Source organism: Desulfoferrobacter suflitae, assembly GCF_022603395.1.
GTDB lineage: Bacteria > Desulfobacterota > Syntrophobacteria > Syntrophobacterales > Syntrophobacteraceae > Desulfoferrobacter > Desulfoferrobacter suflitae.
The window spans coordinates 469,739-486,631 of the sequence record NZ_JAIBKA010000002.1 but is presented as its reverse complement, the minus strand read 5'-3'; the positions used below and the strand labels follow the sequence as shown (position 1 = coordinate 486,631).

Sequence of the window (16,893 nt, the reverse complement as noted above, 5' to 3'; positions counted from 1 at the left end):
GATTCCATGGACATCCCTAAGCGCTCGACCGCCAAACTGCCATCCGAGTCCATTTTGTGGGACATTCTGGAATCTGTGAGCGATGCCGTAATAACCATTGATGAAGAACACAAAGTCTTGCTCTGTAACAAGGCCGCTGAACAAATGTTCGGCTTCAGCCGTGCAGAGCTCATCGGACACGATGTATCCCCCGTCATCCCCAATCCTCACCAGACCATACATCGAGACTATGTCGAAAGGTACCTGAATACGGGCATACCCAGAGTTATCGGCAAAGCGAGAGAATGCTACGGATTGCGCAAGGACGGCACCTCTTTTCCGGTGGAAATCTCCTATTCGGTTTCCAAGACCGGTGGTCATTTGTATTTCACGGCTGTGATCCGCGACATAAGCCGGAGAAAAGAGATGGAAAAGGAAGTGCGTTTTGTTGAGCGTCTGGCGGATGTTGGCAAAGCCGTAGCCCATGTGGCCCATGAAATCCGCAAACCGCTCATGCTGATTGGTGGCTTCGCCCGACAGGTGTCGCGCTGCGATGCCCTGAAAGGAGATGAAAAGGATCGCAAGAAATTGGGCATCATTGTAGAAGAGGTGCGCAGGTTGGAAAAACTGCTCAACGGTGTTCGGCTGATCACCAGACCCTCTACCTCGAGCAGAAAAGAATCTTTGCTGCTCAATCAGTTGCTGAGCGAAGCCTTTGATCTGCTGGAACCGGCCTTGAAAGACCGCAGCATCGAGCTGCAAATGGATCTGGCCGCCGGCCCCATCATGATCGAAGGCGACCCGGACCAGCTCAAACAAGTGATTCTTAACATCGTGGTCAACGCCATAGAAGCAATCCCCGATCAGGGAAAAATTCGTATCAGCTCAAGCGCATCCAACAGAGAAGCCCACCTGACCATAGCCGACAATGGCCCGGGAATTCCCCCTGAAGTCCAGGAAAACATCTTCGACCCTTTTTTCACCACCAAAAGTGATGGAACCGGACTGGGGCTGGCCATATCTAAGAATATCATCGAGGATCACGGCGGATCCCTCAAAGTTCGTTCAATCCCCGGAGAAGGTGCAAGTTTTTACATCTCGCTGCCGTTCGATATCCCCTGATGCAAGCCCGAAGGCGACACTGACGCGATCAGTAATCAAATAAGACCCCCTATGCAGTCGTGAGGCTGCATAAGGGGGCAAAATGGGTTTGCAAGAGCGATGTGAAGCAAGAGAAGTTCAACTGCACGACCCTATCTGCTCGCTTCCGCCTCCATCGCTCGGGGGTGGCCAAAAGCTTCCCTGGCCGTTTTGGAACCGAAAACGCTGCCCACCCCATGATCTGATGCCGTCGTGAAATCGGGGTAGGCTTCCTCGCCGTGTTCGCCGATGTCCAGTCCTTCCATCTCTTCTTCAGCGGTCACCCGGAGCCCTATGGTAGCCTTGATGATGCGAAACATGACATAGGCCGTTGCAAAGGTCCAAACGAAAGCGGTCGCGCATCCCAGTGCCTGCACTCCCAATTGATGCAGCGTGAAGCCTTCCATGTGGAATATGGCGGCGGCCAAAGTTCCCCACACGCCGTTCACACCGTGGACCGAGATGGCACCCACCGGATCATCAACTCCGCTCCGGTCAATGATCAACACCGAGCCCACCACCAAGATCCCGGCAAACAAGCCAATGACCACCGCACTGGCTGGTGTCACATTGTTACAGGGAGCGGTGATTGCCACCAATCCCGCTAAACCGCCGTTTAGGGCCATAGCCAGATCGGGCTTCCTGGCAATCGTCCAGATAGCCGCCAATGCCGATACGACACCGGCGGCCGCGGCCAGGTTCGTGTTCACAAAAATCATTGCGATGTCTTTGCTGCCCGCAGTTGTGGAACCTGGGTTGAAGCCGAACCACCCAAGCCACAGAATGAAAACGCCGAGGGATGCCAGCGGCAGGTTATGACCCGGAATAGCTCGCGGGCGGCCCTGGGAATCATATTTGCCGATGCGCGGTCCCAGTACAATGGCCCCAGCCAGAGCCGCCCAGCCGCCGACCGAATGCACTACCGTAGACCCTGCAAAATCAATAAAACCAAGCTTCTCCAACCATCCGCCGCCATGATACAGGCCGCCCCAGGCCCATCCTCCCATGATGGGATAGATGATGGCGCTGATGAAAACACTGTAAACCAGGTATGCAGTGAATCTGGTTCTTTCCGCCATCGCACCGGAGACGATGGTTGCGGCGGTTGCGGCAAATACCACCTGGAACATCCAGAAGGCCAGTACCCAGGGATCGCCGCCAGGGGTGAAATCTGAAAGAAAGAATCCTGAGGTGCCGATCAAGCCCCCGGCGGATACACCAAACATCAAACCGAAACCAACGGCCCAGAACGCTATGCTTCCCACTGCAAAATCCATGAGGTTTTTCATCATGATGTTGACGGCATTCTTGGCTCGGGTAAAGCCGGCTTCCACGCACGCAAACCCCGCTTGCATAAAAAACACCAGAGCCGCCGCCAACAATGTCCAGACATAATCCAGGTGGGTCTGCACCTGTGCAGCCGTAAGATCCTCCGCCCAAGCAAACAGCGGGCATGCGAGCGCAACCAAAATCATCGGTAAGATAGTCAACTTCCTGCTGCTGTTCATCGTTTCTCCTTTCAGTCTGCGAAAATCTAAAATATGTGGTTATGGCTCTAGGATCACCCCTAAAGGGCGTCAGCGCCCATTTCGCCGGTCCGTATGCGCATCACCTCATCCACCCTGGAGACGAAGATTTTGCCGTCACCGATCTTGCCCGTTTGAGCGTTTTTTTGAATGACTTCCATGACCCCGCCAACCTGATCGTCCGGCACCACCACCGTCAGCATCAGTTTGGGGACAAAATCAACCTGATACTCAGCGCCACGATACATTTCCTTATGCCCTTTCTGCCGTCCGAAGCCCTTGACCTCGCTAACGGTCATACCCTGCAGGCCAATGTTGACAAGAGCTTCCTGCACGTAAGTGAATCGAAACGGTTTAACGATTGCATCAATCTTCGTCATCTTCCTGGCCTCCTCGTCTTTTGTGAGAGTTGAATGTGACCGGCTAATGAGGCAAGAAGCTTGCCAGGCTGCGTGCACATTTTCTAACAATTGAATATTATTGTTTTAATTGCATTTATGATGATTTGTGAGGAAGGAAACTCATGGAATAATGATACATTTTTGTAGTAAGAGCGAATGTATTTCCGGGCGGGAAAACTTTTTTGTGCAACACGTGGCAGGAACTCGACGGCCATGCTTCAGGGAAGGTGGATCGCTGGCTGCAGCAGGTGTGCGGCCACCGCATGGGGCATCAAAAAGCGGCAAGCATGGCTGTCGCCCGATTTACTTTCTTGGCCACGGTGAGGAATCCGGTGTGCGCCACCATGCGGTCTACCGGCCGCGCTCGCAGGGCGTCGATCATCCAATCCCGTTTGAGCAGTTCAAAGGTCTGAATGTGGATATATCCATTGGTCTTGAGCTCTCGGTGAGTCAGTTGCACCTGCCCGACGTTGGGACTCAAGCTCACCAGCAGGCCGCCCATTTTGAGAAATGGTGTGACTTTGTTAATGGCTCCCCATGGTTCGGGCAGGTCAATAACGACACGGTCTGCGGCAACCTTCAGGCACACATGCTGGATATCGGCGACCACAAGGTCGTGATTCGGCGGAGAATAGCCGTAAAACCTCTTGATGTTGTCAGCTGCCAGCAGAGCGAACTCTTCCCGCTTTTCCACGGATACGACCCTGCCGCGCTCGCCCACCGCCCGCAGCAGCGCCAGGCAGAGAGAACCGGAGCCGACCCCCGATTCGAGGATGGTCAAACCGGGTTGGAGATCTCCATAAATGATGATGGCCCCCAAATCCTTGGGATAGATGATTTGGGTCTGCCGCTTCATCTTGAAGATGTAATCTTCCATGGTGAGACGCAGGAGAAACAGTTTAACGCCCTTGTTGGTTTCGAGAAATTCGCCTTCCTCTTTCCCCACCGCATCCATCATGTTGACGGTTCCCAGGTGGGAACTGTAGGGGGCGTTCTCGATCCGAACGAGCCACGATTTTCCTTTTTGCGTGGTCAGCAACACCCATTCATCGGGACGGAAAACTGTCATGATTGGCCGCATCTCCTGTCAGGAACCATGCTCACTCACGGATAGTTCCAAAAAAGCCATAGGCTTCCCAAAACTGTTCTTCTGAGAGAAACACAGATCTGCTGTCTTCCTGAGCGGCAAGCTGCCAAGCTTGAACACCTACCGCAAAGAAAGGGCTGTCAATTGCTTGCAGGTGCCTTCTTCCAAAAGCATTGCACCATAAAGAATAGGAAACCTTAAAGTCAATCTGATTTTTTGCTATACTGGATTTGCCAAAGTCTTTTGCGGCTCATATTTTTATGGGTAATATGATGAGGTTTTGAGGTGTGCGCATCGGATAATGTTTCTCGCAAATAGGAGGCGATATGATGTTAAGGAATTGCAAATTCTTGTTGTTTGTCTCCCTGACGCTGGTTTGTCTGATTGCTTTTAATGCTCGCAGCGTTTCAGCCGAAGACCCAGGACTGGAAGGATGGGAGGAAAGCAGCGAATACAACGGTCACTATAACGTCAATGAACTGGACTCCTTTCGGGGGGTATTTCAGGAAGTCATTGACATCACTCCGCTATCCGGCATGGCACCCGGTGTCGGCATAATCGTCGAGGACCAGGACGGAGACTTGGTGAAAGTACACCTGGGACCAAAATCATTTGTTAAAATGGACAGCGTCGGCCTCAGGAAAGGCGATAAAGTCAAGGTAAAAGGGGTCTGGGCGGACATCGACGGGCAAGAGGTCTTTATGGCTTCAAAGGTCAAGAACAAGAGCAGAGGAGAAAATGTAGAATTGAAGGTTCGACTGACCAGCGACGGCACTCCCTTCTGGACCATGACGCCGGAGCAACTGGCAAAGGAGATGCAGCCGACTCCCGATGAATAGCCGGCATTTTCCCTGGTGAACGGCATTGTTCGCAACATGTCTGTATAACAAGCGTAAGCTTGCGGACCTCCACCGTGATTCTCCAACTGGCGGGGGCGGACCGTCCTGGTCTGCCCCGAATCAAGCTCTGAGCTGATCATGAAGCACCCCTCAAGTAGCGCTTTTTCGGCCACCCGCCCAACAGCCGTCCCAAGTGGGCCGACTGCCAAAAGGACCAATGTTCCCTACAAGACGGACCGCAATGGGATGCCCACATCCCCTTTGAATAACCTTTGCACTTTAAAGCGTAGTTGTTTTATGAAGGCGGGATCGGGTGACGCCCGGGGCGTCAGGCCCGCATCGTTGGACTCATGATCGTTGCAGCTGCGACAAGCAAGAACCAAACGGGCAAAGGGTTCTGGTGTTGACGATGCAAACCGGGGGCTATCAGGAGGAGGAGAACGCTGCATGGAAAACTTTGCGCGGAGAATCGCTGTCAGGATACTTGCAACAGTCCTATTGATTTTTGTTACCCGGGTGTCCGCCCTGTCATCTGGCAGCGCTGTCGCTTTCCCGGATCCGCCATTAGAAGTCATGGTTTTGACCGATGTAGCCGGTCTTGGCGACAAAGGATTCAACGATGTCTGCTGGCAAGGGGTGCTGAGAGCCAAGCAGGATTTTGCACTGAAAGCCCGCTTTGTGCAAGCAAGAGAGCAGGCGGATTACCTGCCGAACATCACGCTTGCCGCCCAGAACGCGGATGTGGTGGTCACTCTGGGGTATCTGTTTGTGGATGCGCTCAAGCAAGTGACACCCGGTTTTCCTGGGACCCGATTCATCCATATCGAAGGAGATGTCACCGGAGAAAATGTTGCCAGCTTTGATTTCAAGTCCGAGCAAGGGGGGTTTCTCGCTGGCCTGGTGGCTGGCCTTTTCACCAAATCACTCAAAGTGGGAGTCGTGAGCGGCATGGATATCCCTCCGGTGAAAGCCTACGTCAATGGGTTTAAAAGCGGCGTTAAAACCGCCGAGGAAAAACGCGCCAAGGCGATAGAAGTCATTGTCGTTTCCGCAGGTTCGTTCAACGACCCGGTGAAAGGCAAGTCCCTGGCTCAAGCATTAATCGCCAAAGGCGCGGACGTGATTTTTCGAGTTGCCGGCAACACGGGCATAGGTGTGATGGAGGCCATAGCAGACAGGCAGGGCGTTTACCTCATTGCCGAAGATCTCGATATGGATGCGGAAATGCCGGGAAAAATCCTGGCGAGTACATTGAAGCGCATGGACGTCGCCATCTATCAGGCCATCGAAGGCATCGTACAGGGTCGATTTGAACCGGGTCATCACTGGCTGGGTGCTGCACAAGGAGCCATAGACCTTTCTCCGATGAAATATTCGCAGCAGCTGTTCACACCCCGGGACATGGAGTGGATCGACAAAGCCAGGAGGCTTCTCAAAGAAGGCAAAATCTCGGTACCCAAAAGCGATGCCGAACTCGCTGACTTTCAAATTCCTGAACTGTAGCCCGGCCCTAAGGACGTGATTTGAGTGCACCCCCCCTTATTCTCATGCAGGGTATCAGCAAAAGATACGGCGAGCTTTGGGCAAACCGGCAAGTGACATTGGCTGTTGCGGCGGGAGAAATCCATGCATTGGTGGGGGAAAACGGGGCCGGCAAATCCACCTTGATGAAAATCCTGTTCGGACTGGTTCAGCCGGATGAAGGCAACATCCACCTTGATGGCAAACCCGTCGCTTTCAAACACCCCAAAGAGGCGTTGCGAGCCGGAATTGGCATGGTCCAGCAACAACTTCTCATTTTCCCGCAACTGACCTCGTTGGAGAACATCGTTGTGGGAGCCGAAGTCAGGAGATGGGGCGTACTCAACAGAAAAGAAACCAGGCGAAAGGTGGAAGCACTTTGTTGCTCTTTCGGATTCGACCTGCCGCTGGATGTGCATGCAGATGAAATTTCCTTTGCCCATCGACAGCAAATGGAGCTTTTGCGGCTCCTTTACCGGGGGGCGCGGATTCTGCTCCTCGACGAGCCGAGCAGCCTTCTGGCTCCCGCGGAAATAGAAAGGTTGTTGGCGCTGCTGCGCGCCTTCAGGGCAGAGGGACATACAATCATCTTGACCACTCACCGGCTGCGGGAGGTCTTCGCCATTGCAGACCGCATCACGATTCTGCGCCGCGGTGAATTGGCAGGCACCTGGCAAAGAGACCAAACTTCCGCTCAACAAATCGCATCCCTCCTCGTGCCCGCAGGCGACGATGCGGCAGTCCCGAATGGAGACGGGATCAATTACCTCTCTCCCGGGCGAATCGCCGGGAGCTTGTCCGAGAATGCGTCAAGCCCATCATCTCGACCCCGGCCGGAATCCATGAAGGATCAGGAATGCTGGATAACGGCGCCTGCCGCAGACTCCGATCCGGAATTTGTCGACATGACGGGCAACGGCGGGGAGGCAATGCTCGGACAGCCTTCCAGCGAACTGCCCCCCGAGGCTCCTCCAATATTGAGTGTGGAAACGGTAACAGCCCAATCTGTCCACCAGGAACCTGGAATTACAGACTTTTGCCTGCAGCTTCGGGAAGGAGAAATATTTGGCATGGCTGGAGTCGTGGGCAACGGGCAGCGGGTTCTGGCGCTGCTGTTGGCGGGCATGCACCGCGTCAGCGCAGGAACAATCAGGCTGGGCGCCCACGATATCACCAATACACCGACTGCCGCACGTCTAGAAATGGGCATCCGCTGGCTGCCGGAAAATTCCCTCGAGGAAGGTGCTCTGGCCGAGTTGTCGCTATGGGAAAACCTCTTGCTGGGCTTCCAACGCAGGCCTTCCAACCAGACTTTGGGCTGGCTGCACAAAAAGCGCATCATGCAAAAGGCTGAGAGCCGGCTCGAGCTTAGCCGGGTGGCCTATACAAACATCACACAACCTCTGTCCGACTTGTCAGGTGGGAATCAACAGAAGGTGATCCTCGAGCGCGCCCTTACGGAGCCTCTCAAGATGGTGCTACTCGAGCAACCGTGCCGCGGACTGGACATACACGCCCAACGGGAAACTCACAGGAGGATCCGATCGTTGATCCGCGCTGGGGTCACTTTTTTAATCTTTTCCTATGACCTGGAGGAGCTTTTGTCACTCAGTCACCGCATTGGCGTCATGTACCGGGGGCGACTGATGGGAGTGACGCATACCCATCGAGCCGAGCGCGAGTTGCTCGGACAGTGGATGCTCGGTGCACCCGAGTAACTGAGAGCGCCTATGTCCATTGCAAGAAACCAACACCCCATCATTAAGCAACTGGAGCCCCTGGTTGCAACGCTTTACGCGTTGATGGCGGGAATGCTGTTTTGTATCATTCTGGCCTATTTTCTTGGTACCGGGTCATTCGAGCTGATTTCGGCCATCTGGGAAGGAGCGTGGGGAAGCCCCAATGCAGCTGCGGCCACCTTGAGCAAATTGACTCCATTACTTCTCACCGGTCTGGCAGTGAGCGTTGCATATCAGGCCGGTCTCCTGAACATCGGCTGCGAAGGGCAGTTGACTCTCGGGGCGCTGAGCGCAGCATGCTTTGCCCTCACGGCTTCGCAGCTGCCTCGATTGCTGCTGATGCCCCTGACTGTCCTTGTGGGGGCTTTAGCGGGAGCCCTGTGGACGCTTCCGGCGATGTGGTTGCGGCAAAAACGCGGGGTACACGAAGTGGTGAGCACTCTTCTGCTGAACTACGTCGCCATATACCTGGCGGACTATCTGGCGCGAGGCCCGCTCGGCGACGGCTCAGCCATGGCGCGTACGGCCGAAATACCCCTTGAGAGTACCTGGCGTGCGGTTTGCTCGGTCGGAACCATAGGGGTCACTGCCGCACCCTGGGCGGCTTTAATCGCCATGTGCCTGGTGCATGTGTGGCTCTACCGAACATGCGGGGGATATGAAGCCGGCGCCTGCCGGAGCAATCCACTTGCTGCCCGTGCAGCAGGCATTCCAGTAAACCGCCGGCAAACCCGCTCCTTCCTGTTAAGCGGTGCATTGGCCGGGCTGGCGGGAGCATTGGAAGTGGCGGCGGTCCACCACCGCTTCTATGCAGCGTTCTCACCCGGCTACGGTTTCGATGGCATCACCGTCGCATTTCTGGTCAACAATGTCCCCGGTTGGACATGGTTGAGTGCCCTTTTGATTGCCAGCCTGCGCGCCGCAGACAAGTGGCTGCAACTCGCGCTCGGCATCTCACCGAGCACCATCCTGGTACTGCAGGCCCTGCTGCTCATCACAGTGGCCAGTCGAGTGCGCTTGCCCGTTCCGGGCAGAACCCGCCGGCGCTCACTGTTGGGGCATCTTTTCGGCTACCCCGAACAAACCAGGCAATGATTCACCATGGCCGCCTTTCAATTGTTTCTTGTTACCCTTGGAAAAACCACACCGATTTTGCTGGCGTGCATGGGTGGCATGATTTCCGAACTTGCCGGGGTGATCAATTTCGCTCTCGAGGCCATGATGTTGACAGGGGCATTCCTGGCGGTTTGGCTGGCCTTTGTCAGTGGCTCTCCTTGGCTTGGCCTCATGGGAGGCGCCCTTGGAGGCATGCTCATAGGGCTCATGCACAGCCTGGCTTGCCTCAAGTTTCGAACCAACCAGATTGTCAGCTCCATCGCTTTGAATTTGCTGGCCGCCGGCGCCACCGGGGTTCTCTTGAACCAGATTTTTGGAGTCTACGGCACTTCACCCTCTGTTGCCAAACTCCCAACGTTGCGACAGTGCATTTCGGAAAGCTTGCCCTTCGTGGACAACGGGCCGGCATGGACCTCAGGGGAAATATCGATTCTTGCTCCGCTCGCCATCGCTCTCAGTCTGCTGACCATGGCTTTCTTTCGCTGGAGCGTTTGGGGGCTGCGCATCAAAGCATGCGGTGAAAACCCACTGGCTGCAAAAGCAGCGGGGTTGCCGGTCACCCTCATGCGCTCCCTGGTTGTCCTAACAGGGGGCGCTTTGGCAGGGATGGGTGGCGCCTACCTGTCCATCGGCGAGCTTTCCGCCTTCGTCGAACACATGACGCAGGGACGTGGCTACCTGGCCATCGCTGCGTTGATATTGGGCCGCTGGAAGCCTTTGGGGATACTCCTCGCGGCGCTTCTCTTCGGCTTCAGCGAAGCTTTTTCGGAGTGGCTGGCGGTCTCCTGGGCAAACCTTCCCCATCAGTTCTTCCTGGCCCTCCCATACCTGGTCTGCCTGGCCGTGCTGACCCTGCAAATCGGCAAAACCCGACCTCCTTCCTCCCTGGGGCGCCTGTAGCCAGGGTCCGCGTTTCCATCGTGTGCCCTATCGACCTCGACTGTGCACTTTATTCCTTCATCGACTTCTTTAGGCAGGATTGCTGCTGTTTTGAAGCGTTGATCATCCTTTGGGAACGCGACCAAGATCAGATCAAAGCACCCCGGTCAGCAGGACGGCCGACTGTCTGCACGCTTGCACGAAAGCGCACCCGCCCTTAAAAGATTTTATTAAAGAAATCGCTCTAATAAGTCGATTTATTAGAGCGAAGGCACTACCGATGGCTGAATCGCATCTGCTGCGCCGCTTCTTCTCCCCATCTCCACAGGTCCGGGCTCAACCTTCGACTCTGGCAGTATCAATTTAACCTGCAGACCAGAAGATCTCTCGGGATCTCGCTGGGAAGCCAGGCAAGTTGCTGAAGGAATTTAGAAAATGATTCAGCGAAACAGAGCAAAAGAAGATCACGAGATGCTGGCCAAGCTGCTGCTGAAGTATGGTCTGGCAACGAAAGAACAGGTTTTGTCGGCTCTTGCGGTTGCCCGCAGGGAGGAGACCAAGGGAGTTGAGGAGCCTTTGGGGGCTGTGCTTCTGCAGATGGGAATCGTGACCGAAAAACAGCTGCAGTGTGTCTGCCAGATCAGATCCTTTCTTATGACAAGAGAACAGGACAAACGGTCTGTCGAAGATCTTCTGAAGAGAGGTCTTTGCTCTCCAGATCAGGTGACAGCTGCTTTCCATGAACAAGAGATCCGGTTTCGAAAGTTCCGGCGCATTTGCCGTCTCTCTGAGATTCTGGCGCAACAGGAAAGAGTCCCATCCGAACAGCGGGCTGAGATGCACCCGCCGGCCAATAGCAGCAGGGAAGCGTCTGTGCACTCAGAAACCGAGAGGGACAAGGGGCAAGCCAACCAGCGGGGGTATGTCGCTGCCGTTGACTGCCAGCCTTCCCATGGACAGGGTTCGGTTTTGGGTGCAAACGAGTTGACCTTATTTGCTGGAGCGGAAAGCGAGTTACGCGTCTCGGACGACGGCTTGCAGGCATTTCTGCTACTGAAAAGTCCGCACGCCAGCGGGTTGACCGTCGAGCAGGTTCTTGCACTACTTGAGTCGCATGGCATCGCTCACGGCATCGTTGAAGAAAGTCGCATCGCCGAATTTCTCGATCAACCGGAGACAGGCGAGAGGATTTTGGAAGTGGCTCGAGGTCAAGCACCCGTGGAAGGCAGAGATGGCAGCATCGAATACTTCTTCGAGACCGATCCTCTGAGGATTGGTGCGGTAAAAGGCGGCCAGCGCATTGACTTCAAGGACCGTGGTGAGGTGCCGCAGGTCAACGAAGGAGAAATTTTGGCGCGATTGATCCCGACTGTCGAGGGACAGGACGGTCTGAACATTTACGGTCTCAAGACTCCGGTTTATAAGCCGAAAAAATTGCGCCTTTATTGCGCAGAGGGAGTCATTCTCAGTGAAGACGGTTTGGAGGCTCGGGCAAGGCGGCCAGGGCGGCCCAAAATCAGCATAGACGGTAGACTTGTGGTGGAACCTGAATATGTGGTGCAGGGAGACGTCAATCTCGCAACCGGCCATATCGACTTTGACGGCAGTATCTGCGTGCACGGCACCGTCGAAGATGGTTTTCGGGTCAAGGGAGGGAGTCTTTCCGCCAAAGAAATCAGAAAGGCCCAAATTGAGATTGCCGGCGACGTCGTGGTGAAGGACGGGATAATTGGTGCGACCGTCAAGACGCAAGGCAATGTAAAGGCAAAATTTATTCAGGGTGCGACTATTGAGGCCATGGGCGATGTTCTCGTTGAATCGAGCATCATAGACTCCACGGTAGCTTCCTGCGGCACATGTTTTGTCAGGTGCGGCAGGATCTTTTCATCAATGGTGCAAGCCAAGCGCGGCATTGAGGCGAAGCAAATAGGATCAGAGCAATCCCGGGCTTGCCGACTGGTGGTCGGGATAGCCGCGCAGTTGGAGGTCCAGCTGGCAGAACTAAAGGCCCTTATCAGGGCAAGTGAGCGCAAAATCGCTCGAACTGAAAATGCTTTGCGGAAACTCAATGGTTTCCGCCAGCGGATGGAAATTAAGATGGGGCGTTTGATTCAAAAACAGGAGGACATCCTACGCGAGCTGAGATCCCTAGAAGAGGAGGCACAAGAGCTGGAGTCGGTGAATAACCCGGCTCACGTAGAGCAGGTGAAGTTCTCCACCATCTATTTTCAATCCACCTTCCGGGACGCTGAAAGAAAAATGAATGACATTCAAGACAAAAGGTGTGCACCGGTTAAAGCCAGGATGTCAGATGTGAAAGAGAAAATTGTATCCCTCAAGGACCTGCACAACGAGCTAACCCAGAGATTTGAATCGCTTAGTACCTGGGCAAAAGAAAGCCCACCGTTGCCGGTCGTGAAGGTCTATGGGGCAGTCCTGGCAGGGACGCAAATCCGGACTGCTCATGCCTGTACGAGGCTCACAAAGGAACTGCAGAAAGTGGTCATACGGGAGAGCCGTGAGACCTCCAAGGGCGGTATGGACGACTGGCGCATAACGGCACGACCTCTGAGATCATAGCGCCCGCACATGGTTTGACGAAGGAATACGTTAAACCTGCCACGATCCTTCCTCACTGAGATGTCTGCAGCCTGTTTGTGCGTCTCTACCCTGTGGTGTCATTTTCCCTTGCTCGGCTCGCCCGCTCGCAGCGGCTTTCTGCCTTCTTGCGGATTCACCAACTATACTGTTCAAGAAAATGATTCCAGCTTCCAAGTAGGCTGGGTTGAAGTACGAAACCCAGCAGAATAGGCATTGGGGTTCCGGATGGACACCCGCTAGCCTGGCCGATAATAGTTCATGGCTTCGGGAATGTAGTTCTTGATATTTTCTGTGCGTGTCGAACTGGCCGGATGCGTGCTCAAAAACTCGGGAGGAGCTCCGCCCTTCTTATCCTCAGCCATTCTTTGCCAGAAACCCAGAGCCACGTTTGGATCGTACCCCGCCATAGCCATAAAGATGAGGCCCAAACGATCCGCTTCAGACTCTTGCAGTCTGCTGTAAGGCAGCAAAATGCCCACCTGTGATCCCGCTCCGAAGGCAGCCATGAACAGGTTCTGAGTTTGCGCAGGGTACTTGGTCAGGGCCGTGCTCAGCACAGTCGCCCCCAACTGGGTGAGCAACTGCTGGCTCATGCGTTCGTTGCCATGCCCTGCAACAGCATGAGCAATTTCATGTCCCATGACGACCGCAAGGCCGGCTTCATCTTGCGCGACCGGCAGCATGCCGGTGTACACCACCACTTTTCCTCCCGGCATGGCCCATGCGTTGACGCTCGGATCCTCGACCAGATTGAATTCCCAGTTGTAACCCTGCAGACGATCACCCATATTCTGAGCACTCATATATTGTTCCACCGCCTGCTGGATTTTATATCCAACCCGTTGGACCATCTGAGAACCTTCTGTTCCCTGGACCACCTTGTTCTTAGACAAAAAGTCGTTGTAGGCATTGAAGCTCATGGCATTGAGCTCTTGCGAAGAAATCAGGTTGAGCTGCTGCCTGCCGGTAATGGGCACAGTCTCGCATGAAAAGAGCAACAATGTGGTGAACAGCAGCATGAAAATCGTTGCCTTGGATCGCATAACACCCTCCTTGCATTCATGATTCAGGGAAAAAAGATTATCGGCCTGTCATTGTCAACCTAAACGAATGTAGCGATGTTCATATTGTTAAGCAGCACCCGTTGCGATTTCAATGGAAATTTTGCAGGAGCTACCACGCACCGGGTTAGTGTTTTTCATCTACCAATTTTTGTGTATTCTTATGCTGTCGATCAGTTCAGGGGTACGGCCAACAATCACTGATCGATTCAATTCCCTTCCCGTTCGCCTGCCCGTGCACGCACGAAAGCCGAATCACGGCCGGCGCGCTGGCTTCGGCGGTGAGCTTTGCGCGGTCGAAAAACTCAGATGATTTCGTCCAACAGGAGTCGTGGATGGCAAATGAACGGATCTCCGCCTGGCTCAACCGAGTCCTGCCCGGATTGCTGCTGATCTTCCTGCCTTTTCTGCATTCGTACACCCCGCGGGTATGGGCCGATGGAAGAATTGTGAAAGTGGGCGTCTATGAGAACGCGCCCAAGGTCTTCACCGATCAATCCGGTCGTCCTGCCGGCATTTTTATTGACGTCATCGAGCACATAGCGGAGCGCGAGGGGTGGAATCTGCAATACATACCGGGCAGCTGGGGAGAGGGATTGGATCGTCTGGCGAACCAAGAAATCGACCTGATGCCCGATGTGGCCCACACCGCTGGACGCGAGACGATGTATTCCTTCCACAAGGTGCCCGTCCTTTCTTCCTGGTTTCAGGTTTACGCACGCCAGGGCAGCGGCATCAGATCGATACTGGATTTGGATGGACAGCGAGTCGTGGTGCTGGAACGCTCCGTTCAACAGGACGCGTTTGCAAAGATTGCCGACAGCTTCGGATTGAGCATCAGCCTCATTTCCGCACCGGACTATGGAAAGATTTTTGCGATGGTGGCGAAGGGAGAAGCCGACGCTGCCATTACCAATCGTTTTTATGGCTTGATGCATGCCAAGAAGGCGGGGCTGGAAGACACCGCGGTAATATTCAACCCGTCGGACCTTTTCTTTGCAGGCCCGAAAAACCAGTCCGGGCAACTGCTCGCAGCCATTGACGCCCACCTCGTCAACCTCAAGAGCGACGCCCAATCTGTCTACTATGAGTCGCTTAAACGATGGACCTCCGAACAGGTTCGCTTAAAGCTTCCGTCATGGCTTTTGGGAATAGGGCTGGCCACCGGTTTGATTTTGTTCATGAGCGTGATGGGGAGCGTCATCCTCAAGCGTCAGGTGAATGCCCGCACCCGGGATTTATCTAAGCGCAACAAACAGTTGGCCATCATCGATCGTACGCTTCGAGCGACCACCACGGAGCTCGACCTGCAGGCAATTTTGCAGCGCGCACTGCGCGGGGCACTGGCACTCACCAAACTTGAAGGAGGCGCTTTATGCCTGCTGGATCGGGACAGTAAACGGCTCGTACCGGGAACGTCGGTAACTGCCTCGGGGCCAATACCTGTTTCTTCGAGCAGCTCCACCCGAATCGGCGAATGCTTGTGCGCAGCGGCCGTGCTTGGCGGGAAACCGTGCATCCATTGGGACGGAGCACCGGCAGGCATGACTGTCCCCCTGATCCAGGGCAACGAAGAGATGCGGTTTCACGCTGCTTTTCCATTGCAGGTGCGCAACGAGGTCATCGGCGTCATGTGTGTTTACTCGTGCACCGACGAAAGACCGAGTGAGCTCAAACTCAAATTGGTTCAGGATATCTGCGGCCCGGTAGCGTTGGCCATCGAAAACGCGCGCTTGTATGAACAGGTTCTACATCACTCGGAACAACTGGAACAGCGTGTCACCGAGCGGACCGAGGAACTGGCGGTAGCCATGGAAAGAGCGCAGGAGGCCGACCAGCTCAAATCCGCCTTCCTGGCTACCATGTCCCACGAGTTGCGCACCCCGCTCAACTCCATCATCGGTTTCACCGGCATCATGCTACAAGGGCTGACAGGCCCGCTCAACGAGGAACAGCTCAAACAAATGTCCATGGTGCAGAGCAGCGCCCGCCACCTGCTGGCGCTCATCAACGATGTGCTCGATATTTCTAAAATCGAGGCGGGGCAACTGGAACTTGCCAGTGCATCCTTTGATCTGAGATCATCCCTCGAGAAAACGGTCAAACTGGTTGCGCCGCAAGCGGCCAAGAAGGGGATCGAGCTGAAATTGCACATCGCTCCCGATGTTTCGACGGTCTGTGCCGACCAGCGCCGTTTGGAACAGGTTTTCCTCAACCTGCTGAACAACGCCGTAAAATTCACGGAAAAGGGACATGTCCACATCCATTGTGACGGCGAAATGGATCACTATATTGTGGCGGTTTCCGACACCGGCATAGGGATCAAACAGGAACAGCTGTCGGGGCTGTTTCAACCTTTCCACCAGATTGACACCGGGTTGGCACGGAAGCATGAGGGGTCCGGGCTGGGGCTTTCCATATGCAAGAAACTCATGGATATGATGAACGGATCCATCAGCGTTACCAGCGAATGGGGAAGCGGCAGCACATTCACCATACGCTTTCCCAGGAACCAGGAGGCCTGCAGTGAAACAAAGACTTCTGATCATTGAAGACAACGAACAGAATTTTTACATGATGCGCTTTTTGTTGGAAAAAAGCGGATTCGAGGTGATCGGTGCGGGAGACGGCAAAGAAGGCATTGAGAAGGCGCTGGACACGAATCCCCAGGCCATACTGCTGGACATCCAGCTGCCGGAAATGGATGGCTATGCCGTGGCTGCAGAACTGACAAAACATGATGAGCTCAATGGCGTTCCCATCATTGCCGTGACTTCCTACGCAATGGTCGGAGACCGGGAACGGGTGCTGGCGGCCGGCGCCACCGGCTACATTGAAAAACCCATTGATCCGGAAACATTTGTCGCCGAGATCGTCCGTTATCTGCCTGCCAGCCAAACTGATCCGGAAGGATAGCATGCAACTGACCGGAAGGTGTTGGAGAAATCAAGGCCGAGTAAAACGGAGCTCAACGAAGCACCCGAACGGGAGGCTGCAATCTTCA

General features: G+C 54.6%; 13 protein-coding genes. 9 read left to right on the top strand and 4 right to left on the bottom strand.

All coding sequences use genetic code 11. The features are described 5' to 3' along the window. Window positions 1-6 precede the first annotated feature (6 nt). Window positions 7-1,101 (top strand): two-component system sensor histidine kinase NtrB, encoded by a 1,095-nt coding sequence (locus K1V27_RS04940; RefSeq protein ID WP_258928448.1) that lies wholly within the window; start codon window positions 7-9, stop codon window positions 1,099-1,101. Window positions 1,102-1,232: 131 nt separating this feature from the next. On the opposite strand, the gene K1V27_RS04935 is transcribed toward K1V27_RS04940, so the two are convergent. The 3 genes from K1V27_RS04935 to K1V27_RS04925 all read right to left on the bottom strand — a co-directional run bounded on the left by K1V27_RS04935 (window position 1,233) and on the right by K1V27_RS04925 (window position 4,115). After that, a complete protein-coding gene (locus K1V27_RS04935; protein WP_258928447.1) occupies window positions 1,233-2,627 on the bottom strand; it encodes an ammonium transporter in 1,395 nt (464 codons plus the stop codon). 59 nt (window positions 2,628-2,686) lie between these two features. Next, on the bottom strand, window positions 2,687-3,025 hold the full coding sequence (locus tag K1V27_RS04930) for a P-II family nitrogen regulator (protein ID WP_258928446.1): 339 nt from the start codon (window positions 3,023-3,025) through the stop codon (window positions 2,687-2,689). Window positions 3,026-3,317: 292 nt separating this feature from the next. After that, on the bottom strand, window positions 3,318-4,115 hold the full coding sequence (locus K1V27_RS04925) for a tRNA (adenine-N1)-methyltransferase (RefSeq protein WP_258928445.1): 798 nt from the start codon (window positions 4,113-4,115) through the stop codon (window positions 3,318-3,320). 344 nt (window positions 4,116-4,459) lie between these two features. Between K1V27_RS04925 and K1V27_RS04920 the strand changes: the two genes are divergently transcribed. The 6 genes from K1V27_RS04920 to K1V27_RS04895 all read left to right on the top strand — a co-directional run bounded on the left by K1V27_RS04920 (window position 4,460) and on the right by K1V27_RS04895 (window position 12,807). Then, window positions 4,460-4,972 carry a MamS/MamX family magnetosome protein gene (locus tag K1V27_RS04920; RefSeq protein WP_258928444.1) on the top strand — a complete coding sequence of 171 codons (513 nt, stop codon included), beginning with the start codon at window positions 4,460-4,462 and terminating at the stop codon, window positions 4,970-4,972. A 447-nt stretch (window positions 4,973-5,419) separates the two neighbouring features. Next, entirely contained in the window at window positions 5,420-6,475 is a 1,056-nt protein-coding gene (locus tag K1V27_RS04915; protein WP_258928443.1) for a BMP family lipoprotein, read from the top strand. A gap of 20 nt (window positions 6,476-6,495) precedes the next feature. Continuing rightward, complete coding sequence (locus K1V27_RS04910; RefSeq protein WP_258928442.1) at window positions 6,496-8,211, top strand: ABC transporter ATP-binding protein; 1,716 nt, start codon at window positions 6,496-6,498, stop codon at window positions 8,209-8,211. Between the two features lie 12 nt (window positions 8,212-8,223). Further along, complete coding sequence (locus K1V27_RS04905) at window positions 8,224-9,327, top strand: ABC transporter permease (RefSeq protein WP_258928441.1); 1,104 nt, start codon at window positions 8,224-8,226, stop codon at window positions 9,325-9,327. 6 nt (window positions 9,328-9,333) lie between these two features. After that, a complete protein-coding gene (locus K1V27_RS04900; RefSeq protein ID WP_258928440.1) occupies window positions 9,334-10,248 on the top strand; it encodes an ABC transporter permease in 915 nt (304 codons plus the stop codon). Between the two features lie 414 nt (window positions 10,249-10,662). Next, complete coding sequence (locus K1V27_RS04895) at window positions 10,663-12,807, top strand: flagellar assembly protein A (protein WP_258928439.1); 2,145 nt, start codon at window positions 10,663-10,665, stop codon at window positions 12,805-12,807. Window positions 12,808-13,064: 257 nt separating this feature from the next. On the opposite strand, the gene K1V27_RS04890 is transcribed toward K1V27_RS04895, so the two are convergent. Next, window positions 13,065-13,871, bottom strand: coding sequence for a M48 family metallopeptidase (locus K1V27_RS04890; RefSeq protein WP_258928438.1), 807 nt, complete (start codon window positions 13,869-13,871; stop codon window positions 13,065-13,067). Between the two features lie 353 nt (window positions 13,872-14,224). On the opposite strand from K1V27_RS04890, the gene K1V27_RS04885 reads away from it, so the two are divergent. Continuing rightward, on the top strand, window positions 14,225-16,441 hold the full coding sequence (locus tag K1V27_RS04885; protein ID WP_258928437.1) for an ATP-binding protein: 2,217 nt from the start codon (window positions 14,225-14,227) through the stop codon (window positions 16,439-16,441). Next, on the top strand, window positions 16,416-16,805 hold the full coding sequence (locus K1V27_RS04880; protein ID WP_258928436.1) for a response regulator: 390 nt from the start codon (window positions 16,416-16,418) through the stop codon (window positions 16,803-16,805). Before K1V27_RS04885 ends, K1V27_RS04880 begins: the two co-directional genes overlap by 26 nt. The last annotated feature ends 88 nt before the right edge of the window (window positions 16,806-16,893 follow it).

Coding starts and splice junctions, on each gene's coding strand:
- K1V27_RS04940 (WP_258928448.1), top strand. CDS start 7: ATGGACATCCCTAAGCGCTCGACCGCCAAACTGCCATCCGAGTCCATT.
- K1V27_RS04935 (WP_258928447.1), bottom strand. CDS start 2,627: ATGAACAGCAGCAGGAAGTTGACTATCTTACCGATGATTTTGGTTGCG.
- K1V27_RS04930 (WP_258928446.1), bottom strand. CDS start 3,025: ATGACGAAGATTGATGCAATCGTTAAACCGTTTCGATTCACTTACGTG.
- K1V27_RS04925 (WP_258928445.1), bottom strand. CDS start 4,115: ATGACAGTTTTCCGTCCCGATGAATGGGTGTTGCTGACCACGCAAAAA.
- K1V27_RS04920 (WP_258928444.1), top strand. CDS start 4,460: ATGATGTTAAGGAATTGCAAATTCTTGTTGTTTGTCTCCCTGACGCTG.
- K1V27_RS04915 (WP_258928443.1), top strand. CDS start 5,420: ATGGAAAACTTTGCGCGGAGAATCGCTGTCAGGATACTTGCAACAGTC.
- K1V27_RS04905 (WP_258928441.1), top strand. CDS start 8,224: ATGTCCATTGCAAGAAACCAACACCCCATCATTAAGCAACTGGAGCCC.
- K1V27_RS04900 (WP_258928440.1), top strand. CDS start 9,334: ATGGCCGCCTTTCAATTGTTTCTTGTTACCCTTGGAAAAACCACACCG.
- K1V27_RS04895 (WP_258928439.1), top strand. CDS start 10,663: ATGATTCAGCGAAACAGAGCAAAAGAAGATCACGAGATGCTGGCCAAG.
- K1V27_RS04890 (WP_258928438.1), bottom strand. CDS start 13,871: ATGCGATCCAAGGCAACGATTTTCATGCTGCTGTTCACCACATTGTTG.
- K1V27_RS04885 (WP_258928437.1), top strand. CDS start 14,225: ATGGCAAATGAACGGATCTCCGCCTGGCTCAACCGAGTCCTGCCCGGA.